Raw genomic sequence first — 26092 nt, forward strand, 5'->3', positions numbered from 1 at the left:
TGCTTCGCCATCCAATGTCCCATATTTTCCGCAAACGGGGCGATCAACAGTTGTGACGCAGTCGCTCTTGCGAAGGGTTCGCAACAAGGTCCTATCATTGAGCGGTTCACGACATCGTCCGCAGCAACGCAGGACCGCAGGAAGCGGAGCCCCCCACATGCATGTACCCGACGGATTCATCGACGCGCCCGTCTCCGCCGCAGCCGGAGTCGTCGCGGCCGGTGCGGTCGCCGTCAGCCTGCGGGGCGCCCGGCGCGAACTGGACGAGCGCACCGCGCCGCTCGCCGGTCTCGTCGCCGCGTTCATCTTCGCCGTGCAGATGCTGAACTTCCCGGTCGCGGCCGGCACCAGCGGGCACCTGCTGGGCGGGGCGCTGGCGGCGATCCTGGTCGGGCCGTACACCGGCGTGCTCTGCGTCACCGTCGTCCTGCTCATGCAGGGCATCCTCTTCGCCGACGGCGGCCTCACCGCGCTCGGCGTCAACGTGCTCGACATGGGCATCACCACCACCGTCGTCGCGTACGCCCTCTTCCGCGGGCTGCTCAAGGTGCTGCCGAAGACCCGCCGCTCCGTGACCGCCGCGTCCTTCGCCGCCGCCCTGGTCTCCGTACCGGCCGCGGCCTGCGCCTTCACGCTGATCTACTGGATCGGCGGCACCACCGACATCCCGATCGGCAAGGTCTTCACCGCGATGGTCGGGGTCCACGTCCTGATCGGCATCGGCGAGGCCGTGATCACCGCGCTGACCGTCGGCGCCGTCATCGCGGTGCGCCCCGACCTGGTCCACGGCGCCCGCGGGCTCACCTCCTCGCTCAAGCTCCGGATCGACGGCGAACTCGTCGACGCCCCCGCCCCGCGGCCGGCCGCCCCGGTCGCCGCCCGCTCCCACCGGGGGATCTGGGCCACCGGCCTGGTCACCGCCCTCGTCCTGGCGGGCTTCGTCTCCTACTACGCCTCCGCCAACCCCGACGGGCTGGAGAAGGTCGCCGCCGACCAGGGCATCGACAAGAAGACCGAGGAGCACGCGTCCAAGGACTCCCCGCTCGCCGACTACGGCGTCAAGGACATCTCCAATGCCCGGATCTCCGGCGGCCTCGCCGGAGTGATCGGCGTCGGCGCCACGATCGTGGTCGGCAGCGGAGTCTTCTACGTGGTCCGCCGCCGCCGTACGCCGGACACCCCCACGGACACCACGCGCCACACGGAATCCGTCTGACATGGGCGCGGGTCACGCACACAAGCTCTACCGGCACGGCCACTCGCCCGTCCACGACCTGCCGCCGCACTGCAAGATCGCCGCCGCCTTCTGCTTCGTCGTGGTCGTCGTCTCGACGCCCCGCGAGTCGGTGTGGGCGTTCGGGCTGTACGCGGTGCTGCTCGGCGCGGTCACCGCGGTCGCCCGCATCCCGGCGGGCTTCCTGCTCAAGCGGCTGCTCATCGAGGTGCCGTTCGTCGCGTTCGCGGTGCTCATGCCGTTCGTGGTGCCCGGCGAGCAGACCCATGTCCTCGGCCTCTCCGTCAGCGTCCCCGGCCTCTGGGGCGCCTGGAACGTCCTCGCCAAGGGCACCCTCGGCGTCGCCGCGTCCGTACTCCTCGCCTCCACCACCGAACTGCGCTCGCTGCTGCTCGGCCTCCAGCGGCTCAAGCTGCCGCCGCTGCTCGTCCAGATCGCCTCCTTCATGATCCGGTACGGCGATGTGATCACCGACGAGATGCGCCGGATGTCGATCGCCCGCCGCTCCCGGGGCTTCGAGGCGCGCGGCGTACGCCAGTGGGGTGTCCTGGCCAAATCGGCGGGCGCGCTCTTCATCAGGTCGTACGAGCGCGGCGAACGCGTCCACCTCGCCATGGTCAGCCGCGGCTACGCCGGTTCCATGCCGGTCATCGACGAGGTGACGGCCTCCCGTACCCAGTGGGCCCACGCCGCCGTACTCCCCGTGCTCGCCCTCGCGATCTGTCTGCTGGGATGGTCCCTATGAGTCAGCCCACCGCCCCCGCGCCGTCCCTGGAAGTCAGCGGCCTCGCCTACGCCTACCCCGACGGCCACCAGGCGCTCTTCGGGGTGGACCTCACGGTCGGCCGGGGCGAGCGGGTCGCCCTGCTCGGCCCCAACGGCGCCGGCAAGACCACCCTCGTGCTCCACCTCAACGGCATCCTCGACGCCGGCGCGGGCCGTGTCCGGGTCGCGGGCCTCCCCGTCGAGAAGCGCAACCTCGCCGAGATCCGCCGCCGGGTCGGCATCGTCTTCCAGGACCCCGACGACCAGCTCTTCATGCCCACCGTCCGCGAGGACGTCGCCTTCGGCCCCGCCGCCTCCGGGCTGCGCGGCGCCGAACTGGAGGAGCGCGTCACCGAGGCCCTGAAGCAGGTCGGCATGGAGGAGTACGCGAACCGGCCGCCGCATCACCTCTCCTTCGGCCAGCGCCGCCGCGTCGCCGTCGCCACCGTTCTCGCCATGCGGCCGGAGATCCTCGTCCTGGACGAGCCGTCCTCCAACCTGGACCCGGCCTCGCGGCGCGAACTCGCCGACATCCTGCGGTCCCTGGACGTCACCGTGCTCATGGTCACGCACGACCTGCCGTACGCCCTGGAGCTCTGCCCGCGCGCGGTGATCCTCAGCGAGGGCGTCATCGCCGCCGACGACCGCACGCAGGACCTGCTCTGCGACGAGAAGCTGATGCGCGCCCACCGCCTGGAGCTGCCCTTCGGCTTCGACCCGCGCTCCGTCACCCTGGATGTTCCGCGCCTGTGAACATGAGGTGACCCGCCACACCTGCCACCCGCGACGGGATGCACCATGGGGGGATGAGCGGGAGCGCAGGAGCAGGCGTGGACGTACGGGGCACGGTGGCGGCCGGATTCGAACCGGTCAGGGATGCCTTCATCCGTAACTTCGAGCAGCGCGGCGAACGCGGCGCGGCCGTCACGGTCTACCGGGACGGGCAGAAGGTCGTCGACCTCTGGGCCGGGACGAGAGACGTCGACGGCACCGAACCATGGGCCGTGGACACGGTGCAGATCGTCCGCTCGGCGGGCAAGGGCATCGCCGCCGCCGTACCGCTGCTGCTGCACCAGCGCGGCCAGGTCGACCTCGACGCCCCGGTCGGCACGTACTGGCCCGAGTTCAAGGCGGCCGGCAAGGAACGCGTGCTCGTGCGCCACCTGTTGTCCCACCGCGCCGGGCTCCCCGCGCTCGACTGCCCGCTGACCCCCTCCGAGGCGGCCGACGGGATCTCCGGCCCGCAGGCCGTCGCCGCCCAGCGGCCCCAGTGGGAACCCGGCACCGACCACGGCTACCACGCCCAGACCTACAGCTGGCTCGTCGGCGAACTGGTGCGCCGGGTCACCGGCCGCACCGTCGGCCGCTGGATCGCCGAGGAGATCGCCCGCCCGCTCGGCCTGGACTTCTGGTTCGGCCTCCCGGCCGACGAGGCCCACCGCATCGGTCGCATCGGCCCCGTGGAACCGCCCGCCGCCACGGGCGACAGCGGCATCCTGCGGGTGCGGCCCAAGCGGTCCGTCGTCGAGGCGTACCGCGACCCGCAGTCCCTCACCCGCCGCGCCTTCGGCGCCATCGACCCGCTTCCCGACGAGAACGACCCCGGCTACCGGGCGGCCGAACTCCCCGCCTCCAACGGCATCGCCACCGCCCGCGCGCTGGCCCGCTGCTACGCCGCGATGATCGGCCCGGTCGACGGCCACCGCCTGTTCGCCCCGGCCACCCTCACCCTCGCCCGCACCGAGGAGTCGGCGGGCCCGGACCGGGTCCTGGTCGTCAACACCCGGTTCGGCCTCGGCTACATGCTGCACGGTCCGGCGGCCCCGCTGCTCGCGCCCGGCTCGTTCGGCCACCCCGGCCGGGGCGGCTCGCTCGGCTTCGCCGACCCCGAATCCGGCATCGCGCTCGGCTATGTGACGAACGGTCTGCAGAAGGGAGTAACCGCCGATCCCCGTGCCCAGGCCCTGGTCAGGGCAGTACGGTCGGCGCTATGACTCCTCATCGCATCGCTGGTTCACGGTTCGACGGATATGGCGTGCTCATCACCGGAGCAGGCCAGGGCATCGGCGCGGCCACGGCCCGCCGGCTGGCCTCGGAGGGCGCGCGCGTCCTGGTCACCGACCTGGACGGGGACCGTGCCGAACGGACGGCCGAGGCGATACGCGGGACGGGCGGGGCCGCCGAGGCGCTGCTCTGCGACGTGGCCGACCGGGCGGCCGTCGAGGCGGCGGTGGCCCACGCGGTCGCCGCCTTCGGCTCCCTCGACGTGCTGGTCAACAACGCGTACGCCTGCACCACCGACGCCCCGCTCTTCGAGGACGAGCCCGACGAGGCCTGGCAGCGCGACCTGGACATCACCCTCACCGGCCCCTACCGCTGCGCCCGCGCCGCCCTGCCGCACCTGGTGGCCTCCGGGCGGGGCGCGATCGTCAACATCGGCTCGGTCAACGGCGAACAGGACTTCGGCAACCACGGCTACAGCGCCGCCAAGGCGGGCCTGGCCAGCCTCACCCGCACCCTCGCGGGTCACGCGGGACCGCGCGGCGTACGCGTCAACCTCGTCGCGCCCGGCACGATCCGCACGGACGCCTGGGCGGGCCGGGACGCCGAACTCTCCCGGGTGAGCGGCCTCTACCCGCTCGGCCGGGTCGGCGAGCCGGAGGACATCGCCTCCGCCGTCGCCTTCCTCGCCTCGCGCGACGCGGCCTGGATCACGGGGACGACGCTCCGCGTGGACGGCGGGCTGACGGCGGTCAACTACGGCTTCCGGGACGCGATTTCGGGGGAGTAGACCCTCGGCCGTGCTCGGTCAGCGGCCGGTCGCCCCGTCGTAGACGCCGACCACTCGCCGCAGGAACGCCGCCACCACGGCCCGGTCCTGCGGGGAGAGGTCGGCCGCGGCCTCGGTGACGCCCTGGATGACCGGGGCCACGTGCTCGTACGCCATGGCCTCCCAGTGCTCGGCGGGGGCCACGATCACCTTGCGCCGGTCGGTCGGGTGGGGCTCCCGCCGGGCGTGCCCGGCGGCCACGAGCCGGTCGATCACCAGCGTCGTCGCGGCCGTCGACGCGTCCAGCCGGCGGGCGAGGTCGGTGGGGGTGGTCGGCCCGACGTTCACGAGATGGTCCATCACGGCGAGCCCGGCCGCGTCCACCCGCAGCCGACGGCCCAGATGGCGCTCGAACCGCTGCTGGCGCAGGGTCAGATTCCGCAGCTGCTCACGGATGGCACCGTCGTCGGCCTGGGCACCGGAGGGGGCGTCGGCGAAAGCCTCGGCGGGGGCTTCGGCCGGGGTCCCGGCGGGGGCGACGGCGGTCGGTTTGACATCCATGGGGCTCAGGATACGCTCAATATTGCTAAGAGTATTGGTAAGTTTATTGGTGAGTTAATTGGTAACCAATGAGTAGAGGTAAAATGAGTGCCGACCCGACCGCCGCGCCGCCCTACCGGTGGCGGTGGCTGATCCTGGCGGTGATGCTCGTCGCGGAGATCATGGATCTGCTGGACGCGTCGATCGTCAATGTGGCCGGGCCCGAACTGGAGCGGTCGCTGGGCGCCGGCCCGGTCGGGCTCCAGTGGGTGATCGGCGGATACGCCCTCACGCTGGGCGCCGGTCTGATCCTCGGCGGACGGCTCGGCGACCGCTACGGGCGGCGCCGGATGTTTCTGATCGGCCTCGCCTCGTTCACCGCCACCTCACTGCTGTGCGCCTGCGCGCCGGACATCGGGTCCCTGATCGCCTTCCGGCTGCTCCAGGGCACCGCGGGGGCGATGCTCCTGCCCCAGGGGCTCGGGCTGCTGCGGGAGAACTTCTCCGGCGCCGAACTCACCAAGGTCTTCGGCATCTTCGGACCCGTCCTGGGGCTCGGCGGCATCATCGGGCCCGTCCTGGGCGGCGGCCTGATCCAGGGCGACTTCCTCGGTCTGGGCTGGCGGCTGGTCTTCCTGGTCAACCTGCCCATCGGCATCGCCGCCCTGGCCGTCGCCGCGAAATTCGTCCCCCGGCGGCCGGGCGACCGCACGGTGGTCGTCGACACGGTGGGCGCCGCCCTGGTGGCGCTGTCCTGCGCGCTGCTCGTCCTGCCGCTGAACCAGGGCCAGGAGGCCGGGTGGCCGCTGTGGACCTGGCTCTGCATGGCGGGCTCCGTCATCGGATTCGGCGCCTTCGCGCTCCGGCAGCGGAGCACCGCGGCCAAGGGGCGCGAACCGCTGGTCACCCCCGCGCTGCTGCGCAAGCCCGCCTTCACCGTGGGGCTCGGAGGCATCGCCCTGTTCTTCGCCGGACTGGTCGGCACCCAGCTCGTACTGACCCTCTACCTCCAGATCGGGCGGCACTTCACCGCGGGCGAGGCGGGCCTCGGCAACCTCCCGCTCGCCGTGGGGACCGCCATCGGCGGCGCGGTCGGCGGAGCCGTGCTCGCGGACCGGATCGGCCGCGCGGTCCTCCAGATCGGCCCGCTCGTCCAGCTCGCCGGTGCCGCCCTGCTCGGTTACGAACTCGGCCGCCCGGGCGGCTCGTTCTCCATCTGGGACATCGCCCCCGGCGTCGTCGTCTCGGGCATCGGCGCGGGCATGGTCATCGCGGCGCTGTTCGGCTTCATCCTCGCGGCCGTCGACGACCACGAGATCGGCTCCGCCTCCGGCGTGCTCTCCGCGGTCCAGTCGATCGGCGGCTCGATCGGGGTGGCCGTCTTCGGCTCCGTGTTCTTCGCCGACGCCAGGAGCGGCGACTTCGCGTCCGGCTTCCGGCACGCGCTGATCGCGCAGTCCTGTCTGCTGGTCGCGTTCCTGGCCATGACCTTCCTGCTCCCGAAGAAGGGGCGGCCGGAGGGCGAGGAGTTCACGGCGGGCGAGGGCGCCGACGACGAGCCACGGCGGGCCGTGGCCTGAGCGCGTCCCGACCGATACGGGCCCGGTCCGCCCCGCGCCCGGGTCAGGCGAGCGCGGGGTGGACGAGCCGCCCGTTGAGGACGAGGGAGGCGGCCTGCTTGAGACGGCGCACGCGCACACTGATCTCGTAGCCCCTGATGCCCTCGGTACGGGCGAAGCGGCCGCTGAGGTAGCGGTAGAAGTCCGGGGTGTCCTTGCAGATGACCACGGCCATGATGTTGTGCTTGCCGCTGATGGCGGCGGCGAAGGCGCACTCGTCGTGCCCGCTGAGCTCCTCGCCGATCTCCTGGAGCCGGGGCAGGTCGACCTGGAGCCAGAGGGTGGCGTTGAGCTCGTAGCCGAGGCGTTCGGGCACGGCGTCGATGTCGTAGACCAGCGAGCCGGTCGCTTCGAGGGCCTCCAGCCGACGGGCCACCCGCGGCTTGGACCAGCCGGTGGCCTCCGCGAGCCGGGTGTGGGAGGCGCGGCCGTCCTCCGCCAGCGCTTCGAGGAGCGGGCGGTCCTCCTCGGTCGGGGTGAGCGGGGGCCCGGCGGGGACGGGGCGCTCCGCGGTCAGCAACCGCACCTGCTCGTCGGTGAGCGAGCCCTCCCGCCCGGTCCAGCCGGCCGTGTCCGGGGAACCGAAGGCGTGGACGAGAAGATCGACGTTCAGGTCGAGGACCGAGGCCGCCCGGGGAAGCCGCCGCAGCAGCACGTCGTCGCCGGCGGTCCCGGCGGGCGAACGGATGATGCAGATGATCTCCGAACCGCCCGACGCGATGCTCGTGTACGCGACCTCCGGCCTGCGGGCCAGGGAATCCGCGAGCGGCCCCACGGCGTCCGGGCGGCAGCGCAGCCGCGCGATCCACTCGGACCGGCCGTGGGCGGCGGGGCTGCTCAGCCCGACGACGCGGACGACGCCGCCGCGGCGCAGGGCGCCGTAGCGGCGCGCCACGGTCTGCTCGGACACCCCGACGACCTCGCTGAGGCGGCGGAAGGAGACCCGTGGTGAGCAGTTCAGCCCATGGATGATTTTGCGGTCCAGATCGTCAGGCATGGATGAATGGTCACATAGGTTGTCCTAAATCCGGAGGTTCCATGACGTTCGCCGGGATCGCTTGGGGATTCATCGACGGTCGGGGCGAAGCTGGTCGACGGCTTTGCGGGTGATCCGGCGGACCGCGCGGAACGCGGTGGTACGCCGGATCACCCGGGAGCGGGCGCACGCCGGACGGCGGTGCTCACATCGCAGCCGGTGCCCCGCGCGGCACCCACCCCCGCAGCAGAAGGAACCTCTTCGTGAATTCCGCAACGACACAGGACAGATCAGGGCGGGGCGTCACGCTCGTCATGGCCTGCCTGGGCGTCTTCGTCGCCTACCTCCCCGTGACCACCGTGTCGGTGAGCCTGCCGGCCGTCCAGCGGGCCCTGGGCGCCTCCACGTCCCAGCTGTCCTGGGTCTCGGACGCCTTCGTGCTGCCGATGGCCGCGCTGATCCTGACCACCGGGGTGTGGGGCGACGTCCACGGCCGCAAGCGGGTCTTCCAGGCGGGCATGGCCTTCTGTGCGCTGGGCGCGGCGATCTCGCTGTCCTCGGACTCGGTGCAGGCCCTGTGGGCCGGGCAGGCCGTCTCCGGGCTGGGGGCGGCGGCGCTGCTGCCCACGACGCTGGCGCTGATCAGCCACGCGGCCCCCGACCACCGGGAACGGGGCAGGTTCATCGGCCTGTGGGCCATGTCCCTGATGGCCTCGCTCGCCGTGGGCCCGCTGATCGCGGGTGCGCTGCTGGAGCACGTCGCGTGGCGCTGGATCTTCCTCCTGCCCGTGCCGGTCTCCCTGATCGTGCTGGTCGTCGCGGCGTTCCTGCTGCCCGACTCGCGCGCCCCGCACGGCCGCCGGCTCGACTGGCCCGGACAGATCAGTGCGGCCGTCGCGGTCACCGCGGTCGTCTACGGCGTGATCGAGGGCGGCGCCGACGGCTTCGGCGAGCCCGCCGTGGTGACGGCCCTGGTGCTCGGCGCGATATCCGCGGCCGTGTTCGTCGCCGTGGAGCGCCGCAGCGCGAGCCCGATGCTCGACCTGGCGCTGTTCCGCAGCCCGGCCTTCACCGCCACCGCCCTGGTCGCCATGATCAGCTTCCTCGGGCTGATCGGCTTCTTCTTCGTGCTGAGTCTCTACTTCGGCATGGTCCAGCACCTGACCACGATCGAGGCGGCGCTGCGGATGGTGACGGTGTCCGGGGTGGCCCTCGTCGCCGGCGCACCCGTCGGACGCCTGATGCACCGGGTCTCCGCCCGGGTCCTGATCACGGCGGGCCTGGTCGTCGCGGCGGGCGCGATGCTGTCGCTGACCGGCGTCGACGCCCACACCTCCTACGGCTCGATCGTCTGGCGGCTGGCCCTGCTGGGCCTCGGCATGGGCGCCGTGCTCACCCCGATGACCGCCTCCGCGGTGTCCTCCGTCCCGTACCACCTGGCCGGGATGGCCGCCGCCGGGAACAACGCCTTCCGCCAGGTCGGTGGAGCCCTCGGCCCCGCCGTGCTCGGCGCCCTGCTGACCACCCGGGCCCTGGACGCGCTGCCCGGCCGCCTCGCCGGCGCGGGGGTGCCCGCCGAGGCCGGGGCCCGCGTCCTCGACACCGCCCGCGAGCAGGGACTCGGCGCCGTGGCCGGGCTCGACCTGGACGCCGCCACCGGACCGGCCCTGACCGCCCTGGGCGACTCCTTCCTCGACGGCATGCGGCTGTGCCTGACCGTCTCGGCCTCGCTCGCCCTGCTGGCCGCCCTCGCCTGCGCCGTGCTCCTGCGCCCGGCCACCGGGCCGACGGCCCCGGCGGCCCCTGCGGCCCCGGCCACCGAGGAACCGCCGGCCCGCCTGGCGCCGGTCCCGGCGAACTGAGCGCGGACCGCACCACGTCAGCTGGACGCCCGACCGCCCCGCCGTGCGTGGCACGGCGGGGCGGTGTGGGTGGATCCAGGTCAGACGGCGCCGAACTCCCCGGCCTTGACGCCCGCCACGAAGGCGGCGAAGGAGGCGGGGGAGGCGTGCAGCACGGGGCCGCCCGGGTTCTTGGAGTCGCGGACGGGGACGATGCCGTGCGGGGCGGCGAGGTCGGCGGCAACCTCCACGCAGTCGCCACCGTTGGAGCTGTACGAAGACTTGAACCAGCGAGGCTCGTCAGTCACGGATCTTCCCTTTCATGCCTGCTTGATCATCGCCACGGATGCCGTTTGGGAAAGCGCTTCGGCCTGCAGTTGATGGTAGGCCGTCAACAGAGGCAGAACGGAAGCGCTTTCGCGGTCCACGTTGCCCTGCGAGTGGGATTCGGCGTACGAGACCATGGACCGGTCCGGCAGGGTGAGCAAGTTGACCGGCAGGTTGAAGGGACGACGCTCCCCTATGCCGAAAGGAGCCACCTGGAGGACCGTGTTGGGGAGTGCGGCGATATCGGCCAGCTTCTGAATCTGGGACTCCATGACCTCGGGGCCGCCGATCGGGCGGCGGATACAGCTTTCGTCCATCACCACGATGAGCATGGGCGGTCGCGCCCTCGTCAATGCGGCCTGTCGCTGAGCCAGGAACGAGACGCGCTCTTCTGCTTGTTCGGGCGTGATGGAGCCGCGCCACACATCACCGTTCGCCAAAGCCTTCGCGTACTCCTGGGTCTGCAACAGCCCGGGGATGATCCCGATCTGGAACAGTCTGATCTCCGCTGCCCGGCCTTCGTATCCGACGTACTCCGGGAAGCCCTCCAGCAGGTTGCCGTGCTTGATCTCGCGCCATTCGCGCTCGAACGAATCGGCGGTGTTGGTCGTGTCCAATGCCACGTCGACGCGGCGTGAGAACGGCAGAGTCGGTGATTTCCGACCGGTTTCGAGGGCTGAGATATGCCTGCCTGTGCAGCCGACCAGCGCACCGACGTGATCCTGGGTCCAGCCGCGCTCTTCGCGCAGCCTGCGTAAACGTGCGCCGAAAGCTGCCTGAGGGCTTGCTTCAGGGTTCAACTCCTTGCGGTTTACCAATGTGTCCTCCCTCTCGGCCATGTTGATGACATCTCGACTCTAGGTCACGCTGAAGCCTCCTGGTAGTGGGATGACTACGGAGCGGAGTTGACGTGTCCGAAGACGACGACGGGGCCCTGACTCGTCACGAACACCTTCAACTCCCCTTGCCCGGAACGCTTTTCCGGGATTCCGGCCATGGCGACCGGGTGGGTGAGTTCTGTGGGGTCGCCGGTCCGTACTGGTCGTTGCGGCCGGTCGGTGGCGGTGTGGAATGGGAGGCGGAACCCGAGTGGGTCCGGGCGCTGACTCCGGCCGAGCGGCTGAGCGTGGAGAACGCGTTGCGGAATCTGCGGAGCAGCCGGGGTGGGCTGTGAACGGGGCGGAGGTGCCCGGCGGTTACCGGTGCGAGGTGCTGGCCATGGAGTTCTTCGGGGGCACCGGGAAGATGGAGAGACACGTGCTGGGCACGTTCCGGACCATCTCACCGGTGCTGGCGCTGCGGTGGCTGGGCGGTCAGGCGTTGTGGATCGCGGACCGGATCGACGCCGATCCCGACGCCGATCCCGACGCCGATCCGGCCTCCGACTCCGGCTTCGGCCAGCGATCGGGCCTGGAGCGTTCGGCGTGGGTGCAGCCCTTGAAACGGCTGCCGGTCGGCTCCACGTCCGACCGCCCCGCCGAGCTCCGTGCCTGGTACGAGGACCGGCAGGGGCAGCGCGCGGCCCAGGCACACATCAAGGGCGGCAACCCGTTCCTCGTCGTCGTCCCCGGCACCGACTTCACGTACACCCTCTCGGTACACCCCGATTGAACAAGGGGCGGAGCCGCAGGGCCGTCGTGCTCAACTGGTGTGCAGCATCAGCCCGATGCCGACGACCATCAGCCCGGCCGCCGCGATGCGCGGTGCGCCGAACCGCTCCTTGAAGAACAGCGTCCCGATGGCCGCTCCGACGATGATCGACGACTCCCGCAGCGCCGCGATCGGTGCCAGCGCGGCCCGGGTCTGGGCCCACAGGACGAGGCCGTACGCCGTCACCGACAGGGCTGCGCCCAGCAGCCCGCGTACGGCGAATGGGCCGAGGGCGGGCAGGAGTTCGGCGCGGCGGCGGTACAGCGCGTAGGCCGGGATGGCCAGTCCCTCCAGGATCATCAGCCAGGCGATGTAGCCGAGCGGGGTGCCGGAGGCGCGGACGCCGACGCCGTCCACCGTGGTGTACCCGGCGATGGCCAGGCCGGTCGCGAGGGCGGCCAGCAGGGCCGGCCAGTCGGGGCGTCTGCCGGAGCCCCGGATGCCCCAGAGGGCCAGCCCGACCAGCCCCGCCGAGGCCACCGCGACCCCGGCGGTGGCCCAGCCGTCGGGGTGCTCGCCGACGAAGACCGCGGCGAGGACCGTCACCACCAGCGGCGCCGTACCCCGGGCGATCGGGTACATCTGCCCGAAGTCGCCCAGGGTGAACGAACGCATCAGCAGCAGCATGTACGCCACATGGAGCGCGGCCGACACCAGCAGGTAGGGCCAGGCCCCGGCGGCCGGGAGCGGGACGAAGCAGGCGGCGGCCGCGCCGATCAGCAGACCGCCGCCGGAGATCAGGGTGAAGGAGAGGAGCTGGTCCTTGATCGCGTGCGCGATCGCGTTCCAACTGGCGTGCGTGACGGCCGCGACCAGGACCGCGAACGCGACCAGCGGTGTCACTTCGACTGCTCGCGCACGTCCACCACGGTTCCGCCGGCGTGCCCGATCAGCGACTTGGGGTCGAGCGGGAAGACGGTGTGCGGGGTGCCCGCCGCCGCCCACACCACGTCGTGGTCCAGCAGCCCCCGGTCGGCCAGCACCCGGGTCCTCGTACGGTGCCCGAAGGGGGGCACGCCGCCGATCGCGTACCCGGTCGTCTCCCGGACCAGATCGGCCCCGGCCCGCTTGACCTTCCCGGCGCCCAGCTCCGCGCGTACCCGCTCCACGTCGACGCGCGAGGAGCCGTCCATCAGGACCAGCACGGGGACCCCGTCGGCCTCGAAGATCAGCGACTTGACGATCTCGCTCAGCTCGCAGCCGATCGCGGCGGCGGCCTCGGCGGCGGTACGGGTGGCCTCGGGGAAGCGGCGGACCTCGACATCGAGCCCCAGCTCCCGCAGGGCCTCGGCGAATCGGGGGTGGGCTTCGGCGGCGGCGGTGGCATCGGAAGTGCTCATGCCCGCACGCTAGCGAATCCCGCGCGGGGCATGCGACGCGATTCCACGCCGGCGGACGCGCACATTCCGAGAACGAACCTGCGCGACCCCCGGGGCCCGGCAGCAGTCATCTCACGACCCCGCGCGAAGGACCGCCGCGACCACCGGCCCCGCCGCGTCGCCGCCGTGGCCGCCGGACTGGACCACCGCGGCGGCGGCCAGGTCGTTGCTGAAGCCGGTGAACCAGCTGTTGGACGTGGCCTGGCCGTCCACCTCCGCCGAGCCCGTCTTGGCGCCCTTGTCGCCGCCGACCGAGGCCATCGCGGCCCTTCCCGTGCCCCAACTCGCCGTCTGGCGCATCATGTTGGTGAGCTGCTGGGACACGGATCCGGGCAGGGAACGGGAGGCGGTGGCGATCGGCCGGCCGTCGAGCTCCGGGGACACGATGATCGGCTGGCGGAAGGTGCCGGTCCGCGCGGTGGCGGTGATGGACGCCATGTTGAGGGCGTTCATCTGGACCGTGCCCTGGCCGATGTACTGCGCGGCCGCCTCGCCCTGGGTCTCCTCGGGCACCTTGCCGTCGAAGGTGACGACGCCGGTCTGCCAGTTCAGGCCGATGCCGAAGACGTCGCGGGCCTCCTTGGCGAGTGCCGCGTCGTCCTTGGCTTCGTCGATCAGCTTGATGAAGGCCGTGTTGCAGGACCGGGCGAAGCTGGTCGTCAGGGTGCCGTCGGGAATGGAGAAGCCGCCCAGGTTCTTGAAGGTGCGGCCGTAGTACGTCACGGTCGGCGGGCACTCGATCTTCCGGTCGGCCGAGGTCAGGCCCTTCTCGATCAGCATCGCCGCCGTCACGATCTTCATCGTGGAACCGGGCGCCTGCGTGCCCTGCATCGCCGCGTTGAACCCGGTGGCCGGGTTGTTGGCGACCGCGCGGATCGCGCCCGTGGACGGCCGCACGGCGACCACCGAGGCCTGGCTGAACTTCTTCACGGCCACCTCGGCCGCCGCCTGGGCGTCGGCGTCCAGGGTGGTCTGCAGCTTGCCCGGCCTGCCCTTGGTGAGGGTCAGCAGGGTCTTGCCGGGGCTGCCCGCGTCCGGACTCTCGATCCAGGTCTCGACGCCCGCGGTGCCGCCGGCCTTCTCGCCGTACTTCTGGCGCAGGGTGTCCAGGATCGGGCCCAGCGAGGGGTACTTCTCCTTGGTGAGGACCTTGCCGTTGTGGTCGACGGCCTCGATCGACGGGGCCGCCGCCTCGCCCGTCTTCAGCGAGGCCCCGTCCGTCAGGTCCGGATGGATCACGGCGGGGGACCAGTCCACCAGGGGCCTGCCGGTGGTCAGTCCGCGCACCACGGTCAGCTCGGAGGAGTACGACCAGGGCTTGGACTTCCCCTCGAAGGAGACGGTCGCCTTCACCGTGTACGGCACCTTCGAGCCCACCGCGGGGCCCGGGGTGATCACCGCCTCGGTGACGTGGGCGCTCTCGCGGTAACCGGTGAGGGCCGGTCCGGCCTCGGCCGCGTTGTTGGTGAGCTGGGACGCGGTGTCCGGGTCGCCGCTCGCCCAGGCCTTCAGGAACTTCTTCGACGCGTCGTCGATCTCCGCCTTGGTGACCGGGCCCGTCTTCACCTCGGCGGGGGCGGACTTGCTGTCCGTACCGCCGCCCCCGCCGCTCAGCCCGTCCAGCATGTTGTACGCCCCGTAGCCCACCCCGCCGACCACGACCGCGAACACTCCGCCGACCATCGCGACCTTCGCTCCACTGCGCATGCCTGCAGTCCCCTCCCCAGGAGTCCTCTTGAACGTGTTCAAGAAGATGCTGCCAGGCACCTTACGGGACGGCGGGGAAGGCCGGGACGGTTGTTATCGGAACGCGATATGTGTGGCGTGAGCACGTCGATCCGGACACATCCGGACGACGTGCTCCCGTCCGATCCAGGTGTCCGGCCAGATCCGGTAGCGCCACGAACGAGCACCGCCGGGGGCGGCCGCTTGTTACTCTTCCCGGTCATGCGAGCCCTCTTCCCAGGATCTTTCGACCCGGTCACTCAAGGGCACCAGGACGTACTCCGGCGCGCTGCCCTCCTGTTCGACGAGGTCGTCGTGTGCGTGATGTCCAATTCGAACAAGACCGGCCGCATCCCCGTCACGGAACGGCTGGACCGGCTCCGCGCGGCAGCAGCCGACTTGAGCAACGTCACGGTCGACTCCCACACCGGCGGCCTGCTGGTCGACTACTGCCGCCGAGGCGGAATCGATGTCGTCATCCGCGGAGTCCGCGGCGTTTCCGACCTGGACTACGAAATGCCGATGGCCCGCATGAACCACGAACTGGCCGGAGTCGAAACGTTCTTCATCGCCGCGGACCCCGCCCTGGCCCACGTCTCCTCCACCCTCGTCACCGCGATGCGTCAACTGGACCGTGTCCCCGAATGATGAGGTGAGCGCTTCTTCCGTCCGGTCCGCTGATGCGGGGGCCTTCACCGCGGACGTTCCGGCGGACAACCAGTCCGCCGCCGTGTGGGCAGTCTTCTGCGACGACACCCGCAGCTGGCCGCGCAACCCCGAGCAGTACCGCCGGGACGTGATCCGGGACCGAGCCACGTCCGCTGGCCGGCGACCTGGGGGCCAACATTCAGCCGTGCGCGTTCTGGAAGTCGGCGGCAAGGGAGCCGGCCACCGTGGTGAACAGCGACGTCGACGCGCTGATCGTGCAGAACCAGTGGGACCCGCAGGCGACGCCGGCCATGGCGCAGGGCATGCGCCGGGCGCTGCGCGGCGCGCGGATGATCACGGTGGCCGGCGGTGAGGGCCACGGCGTGGTGGTGGCCGGCCCGTCCTGTGCGGACGCCGACGTCACGCGGTACCTGACCACGGGCCGGCTGCCCGCGAAGGACCTGACCTGCCGCGACCGCATCGGTCGCCGGGTCGCTCAGGCTGCGATCGTGAAGACCTTGTCGTCCTTGTGGGCGGACAGGTCGTCCACGATGCCATGCCGTCCGAGGGCCGTCCGGGGGCGGCCGATGGGCACCGACGACGACCGACAAGCACCAGGAGGCCGCAGTCACCGACTGCGGCCTCCTGGTGGTTCCGCCCGGCTAGATCCAGGTGTCCAGCCACATCCGGTCGCGCCACGACCCGTCCGGGATCGGCGTGCCCGTGTAGATCGGCCAGAAGTAGATGAAGTTCCAGATGATCAGCAGGACCAGGACGCCCGCCGCGATCGCGCCCAGCGTCCGCCGGCGTTCCCCCGAGGGGTCGCCGCTCATCAGGCCCAGCTCCCGTTTCGGCCCCGCCCCGGCCGCCGGGCCCAGCATCGCGCCGATCATCATCGTCACCGCCAGACACAGGAACGGCACGAACACGACCGCGTAGAAGAGGAAGATCGTCCGCTCCTGGTAGAGGAACCAGGGCAGCCAGCCCGCCGCCACACCGCAGGCGATCGCGCCCGCCCGCCAGTCGCGCCGGAAGAACCACCGCCACAACACGTACACCAGGGCGAAGCACGCCGCCCACCACAGCAGCGGCGTCCCGATCGCCAGCACCTCGCGCGCGCACTTGCCGGTCGCCGACGCCTTGCAGCCGGGCTCCTCCTCCCAGAAGTACGAGACGGGCCGGCCGAGCACGATCCAGCTCCAGGGATTGGACTGGTACGTGTGGCCGGACGTCAGGTTCACATGGAACTCGTAGACCTGGTACTCGTAGTGCCACAGGCTGCGCAGCCAGTCCGGCAGCCACGTCCAGTTGCCGCCCCGGCCGTCGGTCTGCGCCCAGTTGCGGTAGTAGCCCTTGCCGGTGACGATCCAGCCGGTCCAGGAGACCAGATACGTGAGGATCGCGACCGGGACCGTCGAGACGAAGGCCGGCAGCAGATCCCGCTTCAGCACCGCGAGATACGGGCGTACCGCGCCCGCGGTGCGCCGCGCGCCCGCGTCCCACAACACCGTCATCAGCCCGAACGCGGCCAGGATGTACAGGCCGTTCCACTTGGTGGCGAAGGCCAGCCCCAGCATCAGGCCCGCGGTGATCCGCCATGGGCGCCAGCCCAGCCGCAGCCGCTCCGCGATCTCCGCGTCGGGGCGCAGCACCCCCTCCTCGTCGACCGGCAGCGCCGCGGCGAACCTGCGCCGTGCCCAGTCGCGGTCGATCAGGAGCGCGCCGAAGCCCGCCAGCACGAAGAACATCAGCACCAGGTCGAGCAGCGCGGTGCGGCTCATCACGAAGTGCAGACCGTCCACGGCGAGCAGGGCGCCCGCCAGGCAGCCCAGGAACGTCGAGCGGAACAGCCGCCGGCCGATCCGGCACAGCATCAGCACCGACAGCGTGCCGAGCACCGCCACCATGAACCGCCAGCCGAACGGCGTGAACCCGAAGAAGTGCTCACCGAGCCCGATGACCCACTTGCCCACCGGCGGGTGCACCACGTAGCCCGGGTCCACCGGGACATGCACCTTCGACGGGTCCGCGAGGATCAGCTTGTCGATGTCCTTGGGCCAGTCGCCCTCGTACCCCTGGTTGATCAGTGCCCAGGAGTCCTTGGCGTAGTACGTCTCGTCGAATATCAGCGCGTGCGGGCTGCCCAGGTTCCAGAACCGCAGCACCCCGGCGACCAGCGCCACCAGCAGCGGACCGCCCCAGGCCGACCACCGCACCAGCCGCTCGGCCGTCGGCGGGGAGATCCCGAGCACCGCCCACAGCTGGGCGCCGGGCCGGGTGTACGGCGGGACAAGCCGCTCGCGCAGCCCGATCCCGGGCCGGGGCGAATGGCCGAAGCGGCGCAGCCGCTGCTGCCAGGAGGCCGGTTCTTCGCCGTGCGGTTCCCCGGCGTCTTGGCCCTGTCGGGCTTCGGGCGCAGTACTCGTCACCGCGCCATCGTAGGGAACGCATCTGTGCGAAGGCTGTCGCCCGGGCTGGGAAGATGGCTCATGTGACTGGAACGACTGGAACGCTGGTACTCGCAGGAACCCCCATCGGCGACGTGGCGGACGCCCCGCCGCGTCTCGCCGCCGAGCTGGAGACGGCGGACGTCGTCGCCGCCGAGGACACCCGGCGGCTGCGCCGCCTCACCCAGGCGCTCGGCATCCACACCACGGGGCGGGTCGTCTCCTACTTCGAGGGCAACGAGTCGGCCCGTACCCCCGAACTCGTCGAGGCACTGACCGGCGGCGCCCGCGTCCTGCTGGTCACGGACGCCGGGATGCCGTCCGTCTCCGACCCCGGCTACCGGCTGGTGGCCGCCGCCGTGGAGAAGGACATCAAGGTCACCGCGGTGCCCGGCCCGTCCGCCGTGCTGACGGCGCTGGCGCTGTCCGCGCTGCCCGTCGACCGCTTCTGCTTCGAGGGCTTCCTGCCCCGCAAGGCCGGCGAACGGCTCGGCCGGCTGCGCGAGGTCGCCGACGAGCGCCGCACCATGGTCTTCTTCGAGGCCCCGCACCGGCTCGACGACACCCTCGCCGCGATGGCCGAGGTCTTCGGCGACGGCCGCAGGGCCGCCGTGTGCCGGGAGCTGACCAAGACGTACGAGGAAGTGAAGCGCGGTCCGCTGGGCGAGCTGGCGGCCTGGGCGGCCGAAGGGGTACGCGGCGAGATCACCGTCGTCGTCGAGGGCGCGGCCGAATCCGGGCCCGAGGAACTGGACGCCGAGGAGCTGGTGCGCAGGGTGCTGGTGCGCGAGGAGGCGGGGGAGCGGCGCAAGGAGGCGATCGCCGCCGTGGCCGCCGACGCGGGGCTGCCCAAGCGCCAGGTGTTCGACGCGGTCGTGGCGGCAAAGAACGCGGCGCGAACCGGTCCTGCGGAAGGCAAAGGACTGGCGTAGAAAGCAAAGCGAGAGCCGCGTACCGGGCCTTTCTGCCACGCGCAGGCCAAAAGCGCTCCAACAGTCGACAGGGCCCGATGCGTTCCCGCCGGTGGGGGAGTCCACTGAATCAGGGACGCAATCTCCGGGGCGCTTGCCCGGAGTGCCTGTCCAGCGGACAAAGGAGCGGGCATGAGCGAGATCGCAGCAGCCACCGCACACGAGGCATACGCCTTCGCCTGCATGAGGTGCGGACACGGCTGGGAGCAGGCCTACGAAATAGAGCACCACGTCGACGGATCCAACAAGGCCTTCGTCATATACAAGGCGGACGGGGAGCGGGTTCCCTCCCCCCTGTCCAGGCCCAGCTGCGCGAACTGCGGCGGACACCTGGTCCGCATCATGCGGTCCGGCCGGGTCTCGACCGTCCAGCAGCTGCTCCACAACAACCCCCGGCCGGCACAGCCGGCCGACCAGGGCGACGAGGCCGTGGCCGCCGCCCCCGCGGGCACCGGACACCACTGGCACCTGTCCGACCTGCTGCACCCCTTCCACCGGAGGTAGCCCCGCCGGTTCCACCGCGAGCGGGGCGCATCGGCGTGTCCTCGTACGATCGTCGTCATGAGCCGTACCGAAGCCCCGCCGCTGCCCGAACCCCTCCGGGTGCCGGTCGCCGATTCGCACACCCACCTGGACATGCAGGACGCGACCGTGGAGGAGGGCCTGGCCAGGGCCGCGGCGGTCAATGTGACCACCGTGATCCAGGTGGGGTGCGACGTGCCCGGCTCGCGCTGGGCCGCCGAGACCGCCGCCGCGCACGCGAACGTGCACGCGGCGGTCGCCCTGCACCCCAACGAGGCACCGCGCATCGTGCACGGCGACCCCGAAGGCACCGCACGCCAGGGGGCGCGCGAAGGGGGCGGCCGGGCGGCGCTGCACGAGGCCCTCGCGGAGATCGACGCGCTGGCCGCGCTCGACCACGTACGCGGCGTCGGCGAGACCGGGCTGGACTACTTCCGTACCGGCCCCGAGGGCATCGCCGCCCAGGAGGAGTCCTTCCGGGCCCACATCGAGATCGCCAAACGGCACGGCAAGGCGCTGGTCATCCACGACCGCGAGGCCCACGCGGACGTGCTGCGCGTCCTCGCCGACGCGGGCGCCCCCGACCGGACCGTGTTCCACTGCTACTCCGGCGACGCCGACATGGCCCGGATCTGCGCGGACGCCGGATACTTCATGTCCTTCGCGGGCAACGTCACCTTCAAGAACGCCCAGCCGCTGCGGGACGCCCTGGCCGTCGCCCCGACGGAGCTGGTCCTGGTCGAGACGGACGCGCCGTTCCTGACGCCCGCGCCGTACCGGGGGCGGCCCAACGCGCCCTACCTCATCCCCGTCACGCTGCGTGCGATGGCCGAGGTGAAGGGGACCGACGAGGACACCCTGGCGGCGGCGATCGCGGACAACACGGCACGGGCCTTCGACTACTGAGCGGCCGGGCGGCGGGAGCCGAGCGTGCTTCGACTTACGCTTTACGGGTGAGTACCACTGAGCCCGATGCCCTCCTGGGCCCCGCAGACATCCGCGAGCTGGCCGCCGCGCTGGGCGTACGCCCGACCAAGCAGCGCGGCCAGAACTTCGTCATCGACGCCAATACGGTCCGCCGGATCGTACGGACGGCTCAGGTCCGCCCGGACGACGTCGTCGTCGAGGTCGGCCCCGGGCTCGGCTCGTTGACCCTGGCGCTGCTGGAGGCCGCGGACCGGGTCGTGGCCGTCGAGATCGACGACGTGCTGGCGGGCGCGCTGCCGGCCACCGTCGCCGCGCGGATGCCGGGGCGCGCCGACCGGTTCGCCCTGGTGCACTCCGACGCGATGCTCGTCCGGGAGCTGCCCGGCCCGGCGCCGACCGCGCTGGTCGCGAACCTGCCGTACAACGTCGCCGTACCGGTCCTGCTGACCATGCTGGAGCGCTTCCCGTCCATCGAGCGCACCCTCGTCATGGTCCAGGCCGAGGTCGCCGACCGGCTCGCCGCGCGGCCGGGCAACAAGGTCTACGGCGTGCCGTCGGTGAAGGCCAACTGGTACGCGGAGGTCAAGCGGGCCGGCTCCATCGGCCGCAACGTCTTCTGGCCCGCCCCGAACGTCGACTCCGGCCTGGTGTCCCTGGTCCGGCGCACCGAGCCGGTCGCGACGGAGGCGAGCCGGGCCGAGGTTTTCGCGGTCGTCGACGCGGCCTTCGCCCAGCGCCGCAAGACCCTGCGGGCGGCCCTGTCCGGCTGGGCCGGCTCCGCGCCCGCCGCCGAGGCGGCCCTGGTCGCGGCCGGGATCTCGCCGCAGGCCCGCGGCGAGTCGCTGACGGTCGAGGAGTTCGCCGCCATCGCCGAGCACAAGCCCACCGGGGCTGCCGGGAACGAGCCTTCCGGGAGTGGCGAGTGAGCGTCACCGTCCGCGTACCCGCCAAGGTCAACGTCCAGCTCGCGGTCGGTGCCCCGCGCCCCGACGGCTTCCACGACCTGGCCAATGTCTTCCTCGCCGTCGGCCTGTACGACGAGGTCACCGTCACCCCCGCCGACGGGCTGCGGATCACCTGCTCGGGCCCCGACGCCGCCCAGGTCCCGCTGGACACGACGAACCTCGCCGCCCGCGCCGCGGTCGCGCTGGCCGAGCGGCACGGCATCGCACCCGATGTGCACATCCACATCGCCAAGGACATCCCCGTCGCGGGCGGCATGGCGGGCGGCAGCGCCGACGGCGCGGCCGCGCTGCTGGCCTGCGACGCCCTCTGGTCCACCGGCGCCACCCGGGACGAGCTGCTCGCCATCTGTGCCGAGCTGGGCAGCGACGTCCCGTTCAGCCTCGTCGGCGGCGCCGCCCTCGGCACCGGACGCGGTGAGCGGCTGACCCCGATCGATGTCGGCTCCACCTTCCACTGGGTCTTCGCGGTCGCCGACGGCGGGCTCTCCACCCCGGCCGTCTACGGAGAGTTCGACCGGCTCACGGCGGGCACCGACGTCCCCGCGCCCGAAGCCTCCCCGGCGCTCCTCGACGCCCTGCGCACCGGTGACACCGCCGCGCTCGCCGGGGCGCTCTCCAACGACCTCCAGCCCGCCGCGCTCTCCCTGCGCCCCTCGCTCGCCGACACCCTCGCCGCGGGCACCGCGGCCGGTGCCCTGGCGGCCCTGGTCTCGGGCTCCGGGCCGACCACCGCGTTCCTGGTGGCGGACGCGGAGTCGGCGCGGAAGGTGGCCGAGGCCCTGCTCACCTCGGGCACCTGCAGGAACGCACGGACCGCGGTCTCCCCGGCACCGGGCGCCTCGCTCGTCTGACGGCGCCCGCCACCGCGGGGGCGGCAAGGGCGAGCGGGCACCGCACCGCCGCCGCCCCGTACCCTGGGAAGCCGATCGATCCTTCCGGGCAGGAGTGAAATGGCCGTCAATCTGGTCAATGTCGAGCAGGTCAGCAAGGTGTACGGCACCCGTGCCCTGCTCGACGGAGTGTCCCTCGGGGTGTCCGAGGGAGACCGGATCGGTGTCGTGGGCCGTAACGGCGACGGCAAGACCACGCTCATCCGGATGCTCGCCCGGCTGGAGGAGGCGGACAGCGGACGCGTCACCCACAGCGGCGGGCTGCGGCTCGGCGTCCTCACCCAGCACGACTCGCTCGACCCGCAGGCGACCATCCGCCACGAGGTGATCGGCGACCTCGCCGACCACGAGTGGGCGGGCAGCGCCAAGATCCGCGACGTGCTCACCGGACTCTTCGGCGGGCTCGCCCTGCCGGGCTTCGAGCACGGTCTGGACACCGTCATCGCCCCGCTCTCCGGCGGCGAGCGGCGCCGGATCGCGCTGGCCAAGCTGCTCATCGCCGAACAGGACCTCATCGTCCTCGACGAGCCGACCAACCACCTCGACGTCGAGGGAATCTCCTGGCTGGCCCGCCATCTGCAGGCCCGCCGCTCCGCGCTCGTCTGCGTCACCCACGACCGCTGGTTCCTCGACCAGGTCTGCACGCGCATGTGGGACGTCCAGCGCGGCACGGTCCACGAGTACGAGGGCGGCTACAGCGACTACGTCTTCGCACGGGCCGAGCGGGAGCGGATCGCCGCGACCGAGGAGGTCAAGCGGCAGAACCTGATGCGCAAGGAGCTGGCCTGGCTGCGCCGCGGCGCCCCCGCCCGCACCTCCAAGCCGCGCTACCGCATCGAGGCGGCCAATGAACTGATCGCCGACGTGCCGCCGCCGCGCGACACCAGCGAGCTGATGAAGTTCGCCAACGCCCGGCTCGGCAAGACCGTCTTCGACCTGGAGGACGTGACCGTCCAGGCCGGCCCCAAGACGCTGCTCACCCACCTCACCTGGCAGCTCGGCCCGGGCGACCGGATCGGCCTGGTCGGGGTCAACGGCGCGGGCAAGACCTCCCTGCTGCGGACCCTCGCCGAAGCGGCCCGCACCCAGGGCGACGCACAGCCCGCCGCCGGGAAGGTCGTCGTCGGCAAGACCGTCAGGCTGGCCTACCTCTCCCAGGAGGTCCACGAGCTGAACCCGAACCTGCGGGTGCTCGAAGCGGTGCAGCAGGTACGGGACCGGGTCGACCTCGGCAAGGGCCGCGAGATGACCGCAGGCCAGCTCTGCGAGCAGTTCGGCTTCTCGAAGGAGAAGCAGTGGACTCCGGTCGGCGACCTCTCGGGCGGTGAACGGCGCCGGCTCCAGATCCTGCGCCTGCTGATGGACGAGCCGAACGTCCTCTTCCTCGACGAGCCCACCAACGACCTCGACATCGAGACCCTGACCCAGCTGGAGGACCTCCTCGACGGCTGGCCCGGATCGATGGTCGTGATCTCCCACGACCGGTTCTTCATCGAGCGGACCACGGACCGCGTGATGGCGCTGCTCGGCGACCGCACGCTGCGGATGCTGCCGCGCGGGATCGACGAGTACCTGGAGCGCAGGCAGCGGATGGAGGAGACGGCCACGCCCTCCGCCGCACCCACTCCGGCCAAGGAGACGGCCGCACCGGCCGCGGCCCTCTCCCCGCAGGCCGCCCGCGCGGCGAAGAAGGAGCTCCAGAAGGTCGAGCGGCAGCTCGACAAGATCTCCACCCGCGAGACCACGCTGCACGCCCGGATCGCGGAGCACGCCACGGACTTCGAGAAGGTGGCCGAGCTCGACGCCGAGCTGCGCGAACTGGTCTCCGAGCGGGACGAGTTGGAGATGCGCTGGCTGGAACTGGCCGAGGACGCCTGACCGTTACGGTGTGTCCGATGTGACAGCCGGGGCTTTTGGGGCGGGTGATAGAAAGAAACCTTGCCCGGCGTGGAAGCCGGACCTGTCCGCACGAAGGGGGACGTGCCGATGACCCAGCCGCCCGGCCAGCAACCGCCGCAGGGAGGCTTCGGGGCTCCGTACGACCCCCCGCCCGGTTCGTACGGGCCGCCGGCCCAGCCGCCCGGCCAGGCCGCCGGTCCGTACAACGTGCCCGCGCAGCCCGGGCCGTACGGCGCACCGACGCAGCCCGGTCCGTACGGTGCGCCCTCGCCACCGCAGTCCGGTGGCCCCTCGGGCGGCAGCGGGGGCGGAGGGTTCTTCCGGGGCAGGCGCGGGGCGGTCATCGGTGGCGTGCTCGCGGTGGTGCTGCTGGCCGGCGGTGGCGTCTGGCTGGCCACGGGCGGGGACGAGGCCGAGCCCACCGCGAAGAAGAGCGAGGCCCCCGGGCCGGACACGTCCCCCACCGGAAAGCCCAAGGGCAAGGAGAAGGACCCGGGGCCGAGCGACCTGCGCGCGGAGGCCGACGGGATCAACACCCTGCGCGACCCGGGCGAGGCCAAGGTCCTCTGGCTCCAGGAGGGCGGCGTCGACCTGCCGCGCAACGGCGCGAGCGTGTACGGCCCCTGGTTCGTCGGCGACACCGTCGTCAAGGCGATGTTCCACACCGTCTCCGGCTATTCGGTCGCGGACGGCAGCGAGAAGTGGAGCCTCCGGCTGCCGGGCAAACTGTGCGGGGCCCCCTCGCAGGCCACCGCCGACGGCAAGATCGTCTTCGGGGTCGAGAGCGGCAGCGGCAACCGGGCGGAGTGCAACGGGCTCCAGATGGCCGACCTCACGACCGGCAAGGCCGGCTGGTACAAGACGTACAAGCGGCAGGGCGCCTGGGACCTGCTCTCCTACCCCGCGATGGCGATCAACGGCGACACCGTGACCGTCGGGCGCAAGACCAGGACGGACGCCTTCCGGGTCGGCGACGGCAAGGTGCTCTTCGGTGAACTGCCGGGCAACTGCCAGCCGTTCGGCTTCGCCAGCGGCCCGCTGGCGATCGCCGCGGCCAGCTGCCAGACGGCGGCCGACGACCACAAGGAACAGCTGGTGGAGCGGATCGACCCGGTGACCGGGAAGGTCCTGTGGAAGTACCGGGTCAAGAAGGGCTGGGAGATCTCGCAGTTCTACTCGGTCAGCCCGCTGGTCGTCTCCCTGAAGAAGGAGCGCGACTGGGCCATCGTCACGCTCGACGCGAACGGCGCCTACCGCTCCCAACTGGCCGGCGGCAGCGAGAACTACCGGGTGGAGTGCGACACCGACCTCATCACCGGCGGCGGGAACCTCGACAACTGCCTCGGGGTGGCTGCCGACGACCGGACGGTCTACCTGGCGACCGAGGCCGCCAAGTCCGCTTCCGGCCCCACCAACAAGGTCGTCGCCTTCGACCTGGCCGGCGGCCGGACCAAGTGGAAGGCCGCGGCCCCGGCCGGGCAGACCATGATGCCGATGCGGGTGGAGGGCGGCCGGCTGCTGCTGTTCGTGGAGTCGTCGTTGAACAAGGGCGGCGCCATCGCCTCGCTGCCGCAGGCCGGTGGCACACCGAAGTTGCTGCTGGAGCACCCGGACGGCGGGGTGCGAACCGAGCGCTCCGTCTTCCAGCCCCGGGTCGCCTATGTGAACGGCCGTTCCCTCCTCATGAGTACGAGCATCAGCGGGGTCGAGGACGAGGACGAGAAGCGGGCCAAGTCGATGGAGATGTTCGGCAACTGACGGATACCGAGGCGTAACGGAGGCATCACGGGGCGGTTCTCCCTTGGGAACAGGGGGTGGACCGACCCGGTGCCCGGAGTGTTGCGGGTGGTACAAAGAAGCCCCGCTCGACTGACGTAACGCCGCGGGATCCATGCCTGATTCGCTCCTTTCCGGGGAGTTCAGGGGGTTTCGGCCCCGTGGCGCTCCGCGGAATCGCGGGGGAGAAGGGACCGGGCACCGGACCGCACGAAGGGGGA

The 26092-nt window shown here is 71.8% G+C and carries 25 protein-coding genes and 1 pseudogene; 18 read left to right on the plus strand and 8 right to left on the minus strand.

Annotation, left to right across the window (positions count from 1 at the left end; translation table 11 throughout):
- The first annotated feature begins 157 nt into the window (after window positions 1-157).
- The 5 genes from ACWCPY_RS14720 (at window position 158) to ACWCPY_RS14740 (ending at window position 4790) form a co-directional block, all read left to right on the plus strand.
- Window positions 158-1216, plus strand: coding sequence for an energy-coupling factor ABC transporter permease (locus tag ACWCPY_RS14720; RefSeq protein WP_451264835.1), 1059 nt, complete (start codon window positions 158-160; stop codon window positions 1214-1216).
- A gap of 1 nt (window position 1217) precedes the next feature.
- On the plus strand, window positions 1218-1979 hold the full coding sequence (gene cbiQ / locus ACWCPY_RS14725) for a cobalt ECF transporter T component CbiQ (RefSeq protein WP_451264837.1): 762 nt from the start codon (window positions 1218-1220) through the stop codon (window positions 1977-1979).
- Window positions 1976-2752: an energy-coupling factor ABC transporter ATP-binding protein gene (locus ACWCPY_RS14730; protein ID WP_451264839.1), complete on the plus strand. Its 777-nt coding sequence runs from the start codon at window positions 1976-1978 to the stop codon at window positions 2750-2752. Before cbiQ ends, ACWCPY_RS14730 begins: the two co-directional genes overlap by 4 nt.
- 77 nt (window positions 2753-2829) lie before the next feature.
- Entirely contained in the window at window positions 2830-3993 is a 1164-nt protein-coding gene (locus tag ACWCPY_RS14735) for a serine hydrolase domain-containing protein (protein WP_451264946.1), read from the plus strand.
- Window positions 3990-4790, plus strand: a complete 801-nt coding sequence (locus ACWCPY_RS14740) for an SDR family NAD(P)-dependent oxidoreductase (protein WP_451264841.1) — start codon at window positions 3990-3992, stop codon at window positions 4788-4790. Before ACWCPY_RS14735 ends, ACWCPY_RS14740 begins: the two co-directional genes overlap by 4 nt.
- A gap of 18 nt (window positions 4791-4808) precedes the next feature.
- On the opposite strand, the gene ACWCPY_RS14745 is transcribed toward ACWCPY_RS14740, so the two are convergent.
- Window positions 4809-5330 (minus strand): MarR family winged helix-turn-helix transcriptional regulator, encoded by a 522-nt coding sequence (locus ACWCPY_RS14745; protein WP_451264843.1) that lies wholly within the window; start codon window positions 5328-5330, stop codon window positions 4809-4811.
- Window positions 5331-5413: 83 nt separating this feature from the next.
- Here ACWCPY_RS14745 and ACWCPY_RS14750 point away from each other — a divergent pair, with 83 nt between their 5' ends.
- Entirely contained in the window at window positions 5414-6889 is a 1476-nt protein-coding gene (locus ACWCPY_RS14750; RefSeq protein ID WP_451264845.1) for an MFS transporter, read from the plus strand.
- Between the two features lie 43 nt (window positions 6890-6932).
- On the opposite strand, the gene ACWCPY_RS14755 is transcribed toward ACWCPY_RS14750, so the two are convergent.
- Window positions 6933-7925, minus strand: a complete 993-nt coding sequence (locus ACWCPY_RS14755) for an Lrp/AsnC family transcriptional regulator (RefSeq protein WP_451264847.1) — start codon at window positions 7923-7925, stop codon at window positions 6933-6935.
- A gap of 293 nt (window positions 7926-8218) precedes the next feature.
- Here ACWCPY_RS14755 and ACWCPY_RS14760 point away from each other — a divergent pair, with 293 nt between their 5' ends.
- Window positions 8219-9766 carry an MFS transporter gene (locus tag ACWCPY_RS14760; protein WP_451264948.1) on the plus strand — a complete coding sequence of 516 codons (1548 nt, stop codon included), beginning with the start codon at window positions 8219-8221 and terminating at the stop codon, window positions 9764-9766.
- Between the two features lie 80 nt (window positions 9767-9846).
- Here the strand turns inward: ACWCPY_RS14760 and ACWCPY_RS14765 are convergent, their stop codons facing one another.
- Window positions 9847-10053: a DUF397 domain-containing protein gene (locus ACWCPY_RS14765; RefSeq protein WP_451264849.1), complete on the minus strand. Its 207-nt coding sequence runs from the start codon at window positions 10051-10053 to the stop codon at window positions 9847-9849.
- 12 nt (window positions 10054-10065) lie between these two features.
- Entirely contained in the window at window positions 10066-10911 is an 846-nt protein-coding gene (locus tag ACWCPY_RS14770; protein ID WP_451264851.1) for a Scr1 family TA system antitoxin-like transcriptional regulator, read from the minus strand.
- A 71-nt stretch (window positions 10912-10982) separates the two neighbouring features.
- Here ACWCPY_RS14770 and ACWCPY_RS14775 point away from each other — a divergent pair, with 71 nt between their 5' ends.
- Window positions 10983-11246: a hypothetical protein gene (locus ACWCPY_RS14775; RefSeq protein WP_451264853.1), complete on the plus strand. Its 264-nt coding sequence runs from the start codon at window positions 10983-10985 to the stop codon at window positions 11244-11246.
- Between the two features lie 44 nt (window positions 11247-11290).
- The gene (locus ACWCPY_RS14780) at window positions 11291-11683 is read left to right on the plus strand and encodes a hypothetical protein (RefSeq protein WP_451264855.1); all 393 of its coding nucleotides are present in this window, start codon (window positions 11291-11293) and stop codon (window positions 11681-11683) included.
- 30 nt (window positions 11684-11713) lie between these two features.
- On the opposite strand, the gene ACWCPY_RS14785 is transcribed toward ACWCPY_RS14780, so the two are convergent.
- From ACWCPY_RS14785 to ACWCPY_RS14795, 3 genes are all read right to left on the minus strand, one after another.
- The gene (locus ACWCPY_RS14785) at window positions 11714-12565 is read right to left on the minus strand and encodes an EamA family transporter (RefSeq protein WP_451264857.1); all 852 of its coding nucleotides are present in this window, start codon (window positions 12563-12565) and stop codon (window positions 11714-11716) included.
- Window positions 12562-13062 (minus strand): YbaK/EbsC family protein, encoded by a 501-nt coding sequence (locus ACWCPY_RS14790; protein WP_124722881.1) that lies wholly within the window; start codon window positions 13060-13062, stop codon window positions 12562-12564. The genes ACWCPY_RS14785 and ACWCPY_RS14790 overlap by 4 nt, the downstream gene beginning before the upstream one ends.
- A 111-nt stretch (window positions 13063-13173) precedes the next feature.
- On the minus strand, window positions 13174-14808 hold the full coding sequence (locus tag ACWCPY_RS14795) for a penicillin-binding transpeptidase domain-containing protein (RefSeq protein ID WP_451264859.1): 1635 nt from the start codon (window positions 14806-14808) through the stop codon (window positions 13174-13176).
- 240 nt (window positions 14809-15048) lie between these two features.
- Here ACWCPY_RS14795 and coaD point away from each other — a divergent pair, with 240 nt between their 5' ends.
- Window positions 15049-15474: a pantetheine-phosphate adenylyltransferase gene (gene coaD / locus ACWCPY_RS14800; RefSeq protein WP_385699414.1), complete on the plus strand. Its 426-nt coding sequence runs from the start codon at window positions 15049-15051 to the stop codon at window positions 15472-15474.
- A gap of 248 nt (window positions 15475-15722) precedes the next feature.
- Window positions 15723-15884 (plus strand): annotated as a pseudogene (locus tag ACWCPY_RS14805) (alpha/beta hydrolase); the annotation flags it as partial.
- Between the two features lie 252 nt (window positions 15885-16136).
- Here the strand turns inward: ACWCPY_RS14805 and ACWCPY_RS14810 are convergent.
- A complete protein-coding gene (locus ACWCPY_RS14810; RefSeq protein ID WP_451264862.1) occupies window positions 16137-17903 on the minus strand; it encodes a dolichyl-phosphate-mannose--protein mannosyltransferase in 1767 nt (588 codons plus the stop codon).
- Between the two features lie 53 nt (window positions 17904-17956).
- Between ACWCPY_RS14810 and rsmI the strand changes: the two genes are divergently transcribed.
- From rsmI to ACWCPY_RS14845, 7 genes are all read left to right on the plus strand, one after another.
- A complete protein-coding gene (gene rsmI / locus ACWCPY_RS14815) occupies window positions 17957-18853 on the plus strand; it encodes a 16S rRNA (cytidine(1402)-2'-O)-methyltransferase (protein ID WP_451264864.1) in 897 nt (298 codons plus the stop codon).
- Between the two features lie 171 nt (window positions 18854-19024).
- Window positions 19025-19396 carry a hypothetical protein gene (locus tag ACWCPY_RS14820; protein WP_451264866.1) on the plus strand — a complete coding sequence of 124 codons (372 nt, stop codon included), beginning with the start codon at window positions 19025-19027 and terminating at the stop codon, window positions 19394-19396.
- A 57-nt stretch (window positions 19397-19453) separates the two neighbouring features.
- Window positions 19454-20320, plus strand: coding sequence for a TatD family hydrolase (locus tag ACWCPY_RS14825; RefSeq protein WP_451264868.1), 867 nt, complete (start codon window positions 19454-19456; stop codon window positions 20318-20320).
- 47 nt (window positions 20321-20367) lie between these two features.
- A complete protein-coding gene (rsmA, locus tag ACWCPY_RS14830; protein WP_451264870.1) occupies window positions 20368-21267 on the plus strand; it encodes a 16S rRNA (adenine(1518)-N(6)/adenine(1519)-N(6))-dimethyltransferase RsmA in 900 nt (299 codons plus the stop codon).
- Window positions 21264-22157, plus strand: coding sequence for a 4-(cytidine 5'-diphospho)-2-C-methyl-D-erythritol kinase (locus ACWCPY_RS14835; RefSeq protein ID WP_451264872.1), 894 nt, complete (start codon window positions 21264-21266; stop codon window positions 22155-22157). The genes rsmA and ACWCPY_RS14835 overlap by 4 nt, the downstream gene beginning before the upstream one ends.
- Before the next feature lie 99 nt (window positions 22158-22256).
- Entirely contained in the window at window positions 22257-24074 is a 1818-nt protein-coding gene (locus tag ACWCPY_RS14840; protein ID WP_451264874.1) for an ABC-F family ATP-binding cassette domain-containing protein, read from the plus strand.
- 108 nt (window positions 24075-24182) lie between these two features.
- Window positions 24183-25853 carry an outer membrane protein assembly factor BamB family protein gene (locus ACWCPY_RS14845; RefSeq protein ID WP_451264876.1) on the plus strand — a complete coding sequence of 557 codons (1671 nt, stop codon included), beginning with the start codon at window positions 24183-24185 and terminating at the stop codon, window positions 25851-25853.
- Window positions 25854-26092 lie beyond the last annotated feature (239 nt).

It is taken from the genome of Streptomyces sp. NPDC002403 (assembly GCF_053593015.1).

What these genes read in the sequence shown, in the direction of transcription:
- ACWCPY_RS14720 (WP_451264835.1), top strand. Translation starts at nt 158, where the DNA reads ATGCATGTACCCGACGGATTCATCGACGCGCCCGTCTCCGCCGCAGCC.
- cbiQ (WP_451264837.1), top strand. Translation starts at nt 1,218, where the DNA reads ATGGGCGCGGGTCACGCACACAAGCTCTACCGGCACGGCCACTCGCCC.
- ACWCPY_RS14730 (WP_451264839.1), top strand. Translation starts at nt 1,976, where the DNA reads ATGAGTCAGCCCACCGCCCCCGCGCCGTCCCTGGAAGTCAGCGGCCTC.
- ACWCPY_RS14740 (WP_451264841.1), top strand. Translation starts at nt 3,990, where the DNA reads ATGACTCCTCATCGCATCGCTGGTTCACGGTTCGACGGATATGGCGTG.
- ACWCPY_RS14745 (WP_451264843.1), bottom strand. Translation starts at nt 5,330, where the DNA reads ATGGATGTCAAACCGACCGCCGTCGCCCCCGCCGGGACCCCGGCCGAA.
- ACWCPY_RS14750 (WP_451264845.1), top strand. Translation starts at nt 5,414, where the DNA reads ATGAGTGCCGACCCGACCGCCGCGCCGCCCTACCGGTGGCGGTGGCTG.
- ACWCPY_RS14755 (WP_451264847.1), bottom strand. Translation starts at nt 7,925, where the DNA reads ATGCCTGACGATCTGGACCGCAAAATCATCCATGGGCTGAACTGCTCA.
- ACWCPY_RS14760 (WP_451264948.1), top strand. Translation starts at nt 8,219, where the DNA reads ATGGCCTGCCTGGGCGTCTTCGTCGCCTACCTCCCCGTGACCACCGTG.
- ACWCPY_RS14770 (WP_451264851.1), bottom strand. Translation starts at nt 10,911, where the DNA reads ATGGCCGAGAGGGAGGACACATTGGTAAACCGCAAGGAGTTGAACCCT.
- ACWCPY_RS14780 (WP_451264855.1), top strand. Translation starts at nt 11,291, where the DNA reads ATGGAGTTCTTCGGGGGCACCGGGAAGATGGAGAGACACGTGCTGGGC.
- ACWCPY_RS14790 (WP_124722881.1), bottom strand. Translation starts at nt 13,062, where the DNA reads ATGAGCACTTCCGATGCCACCGCCGCCGCCGAAGCCCACCCCCGATTC.
- ACWCPY_RS14795 (WP_451264859.1), bottom strand. Translation starts at nt 14,808, where the DNA reads ATGCGCAGTGGAGCGAAGGTCGCGATGGTCGGCGGAGTGTTCGCGGTC.
- coaD (WP_385699414.1), top strand. Translation starts at nt 15,049, where the DNA reads ATGCGAGCCCTCTTCCCAGGATCTTTCGACCCGGTCACTCAAGGGCAC.
- rsmI (WP_451264864.1), top strand. Translation starts at nt 17,957, where the DNA reads ATGGCTCATGTGACTGGAACGACTGGAACGCTGGTACTCGCAGGAACC.
- ACWCPY_RS14820 (WP_451264866.1), top strand. Translation starts at nt 19,025, where the DNA reads ATGAGCGAGATCGCAGCAGCCACCGCACACGAGGCATACGCCTTCGCC.
- ACWCPY_RS14825 (WP_451264868.1), top strand. Translation starts at nt 19,454, where the DNA reads ATGAGCCGTACCGAAGCCCCGCCGCTGCCCGAACCCCTCCGGGTGCCG.
- ACWCPY_RS14840 (WP_451264874.1), top strand. Translation starts at nt 22,257, where the DNA reads ATGGCCGTCAATCTGGTCAATGTCGAGCAGGTCAGCAAGGTGTACGGC.
- ACWCPY_RS14845 (WP_451264876.1), top strand. Translation starts at nt 24,183, where the DNA reads ATGACCCAGCCGCCCGGCCAGCAACCGCCGCAGGGAGGCTTCGGGGCT.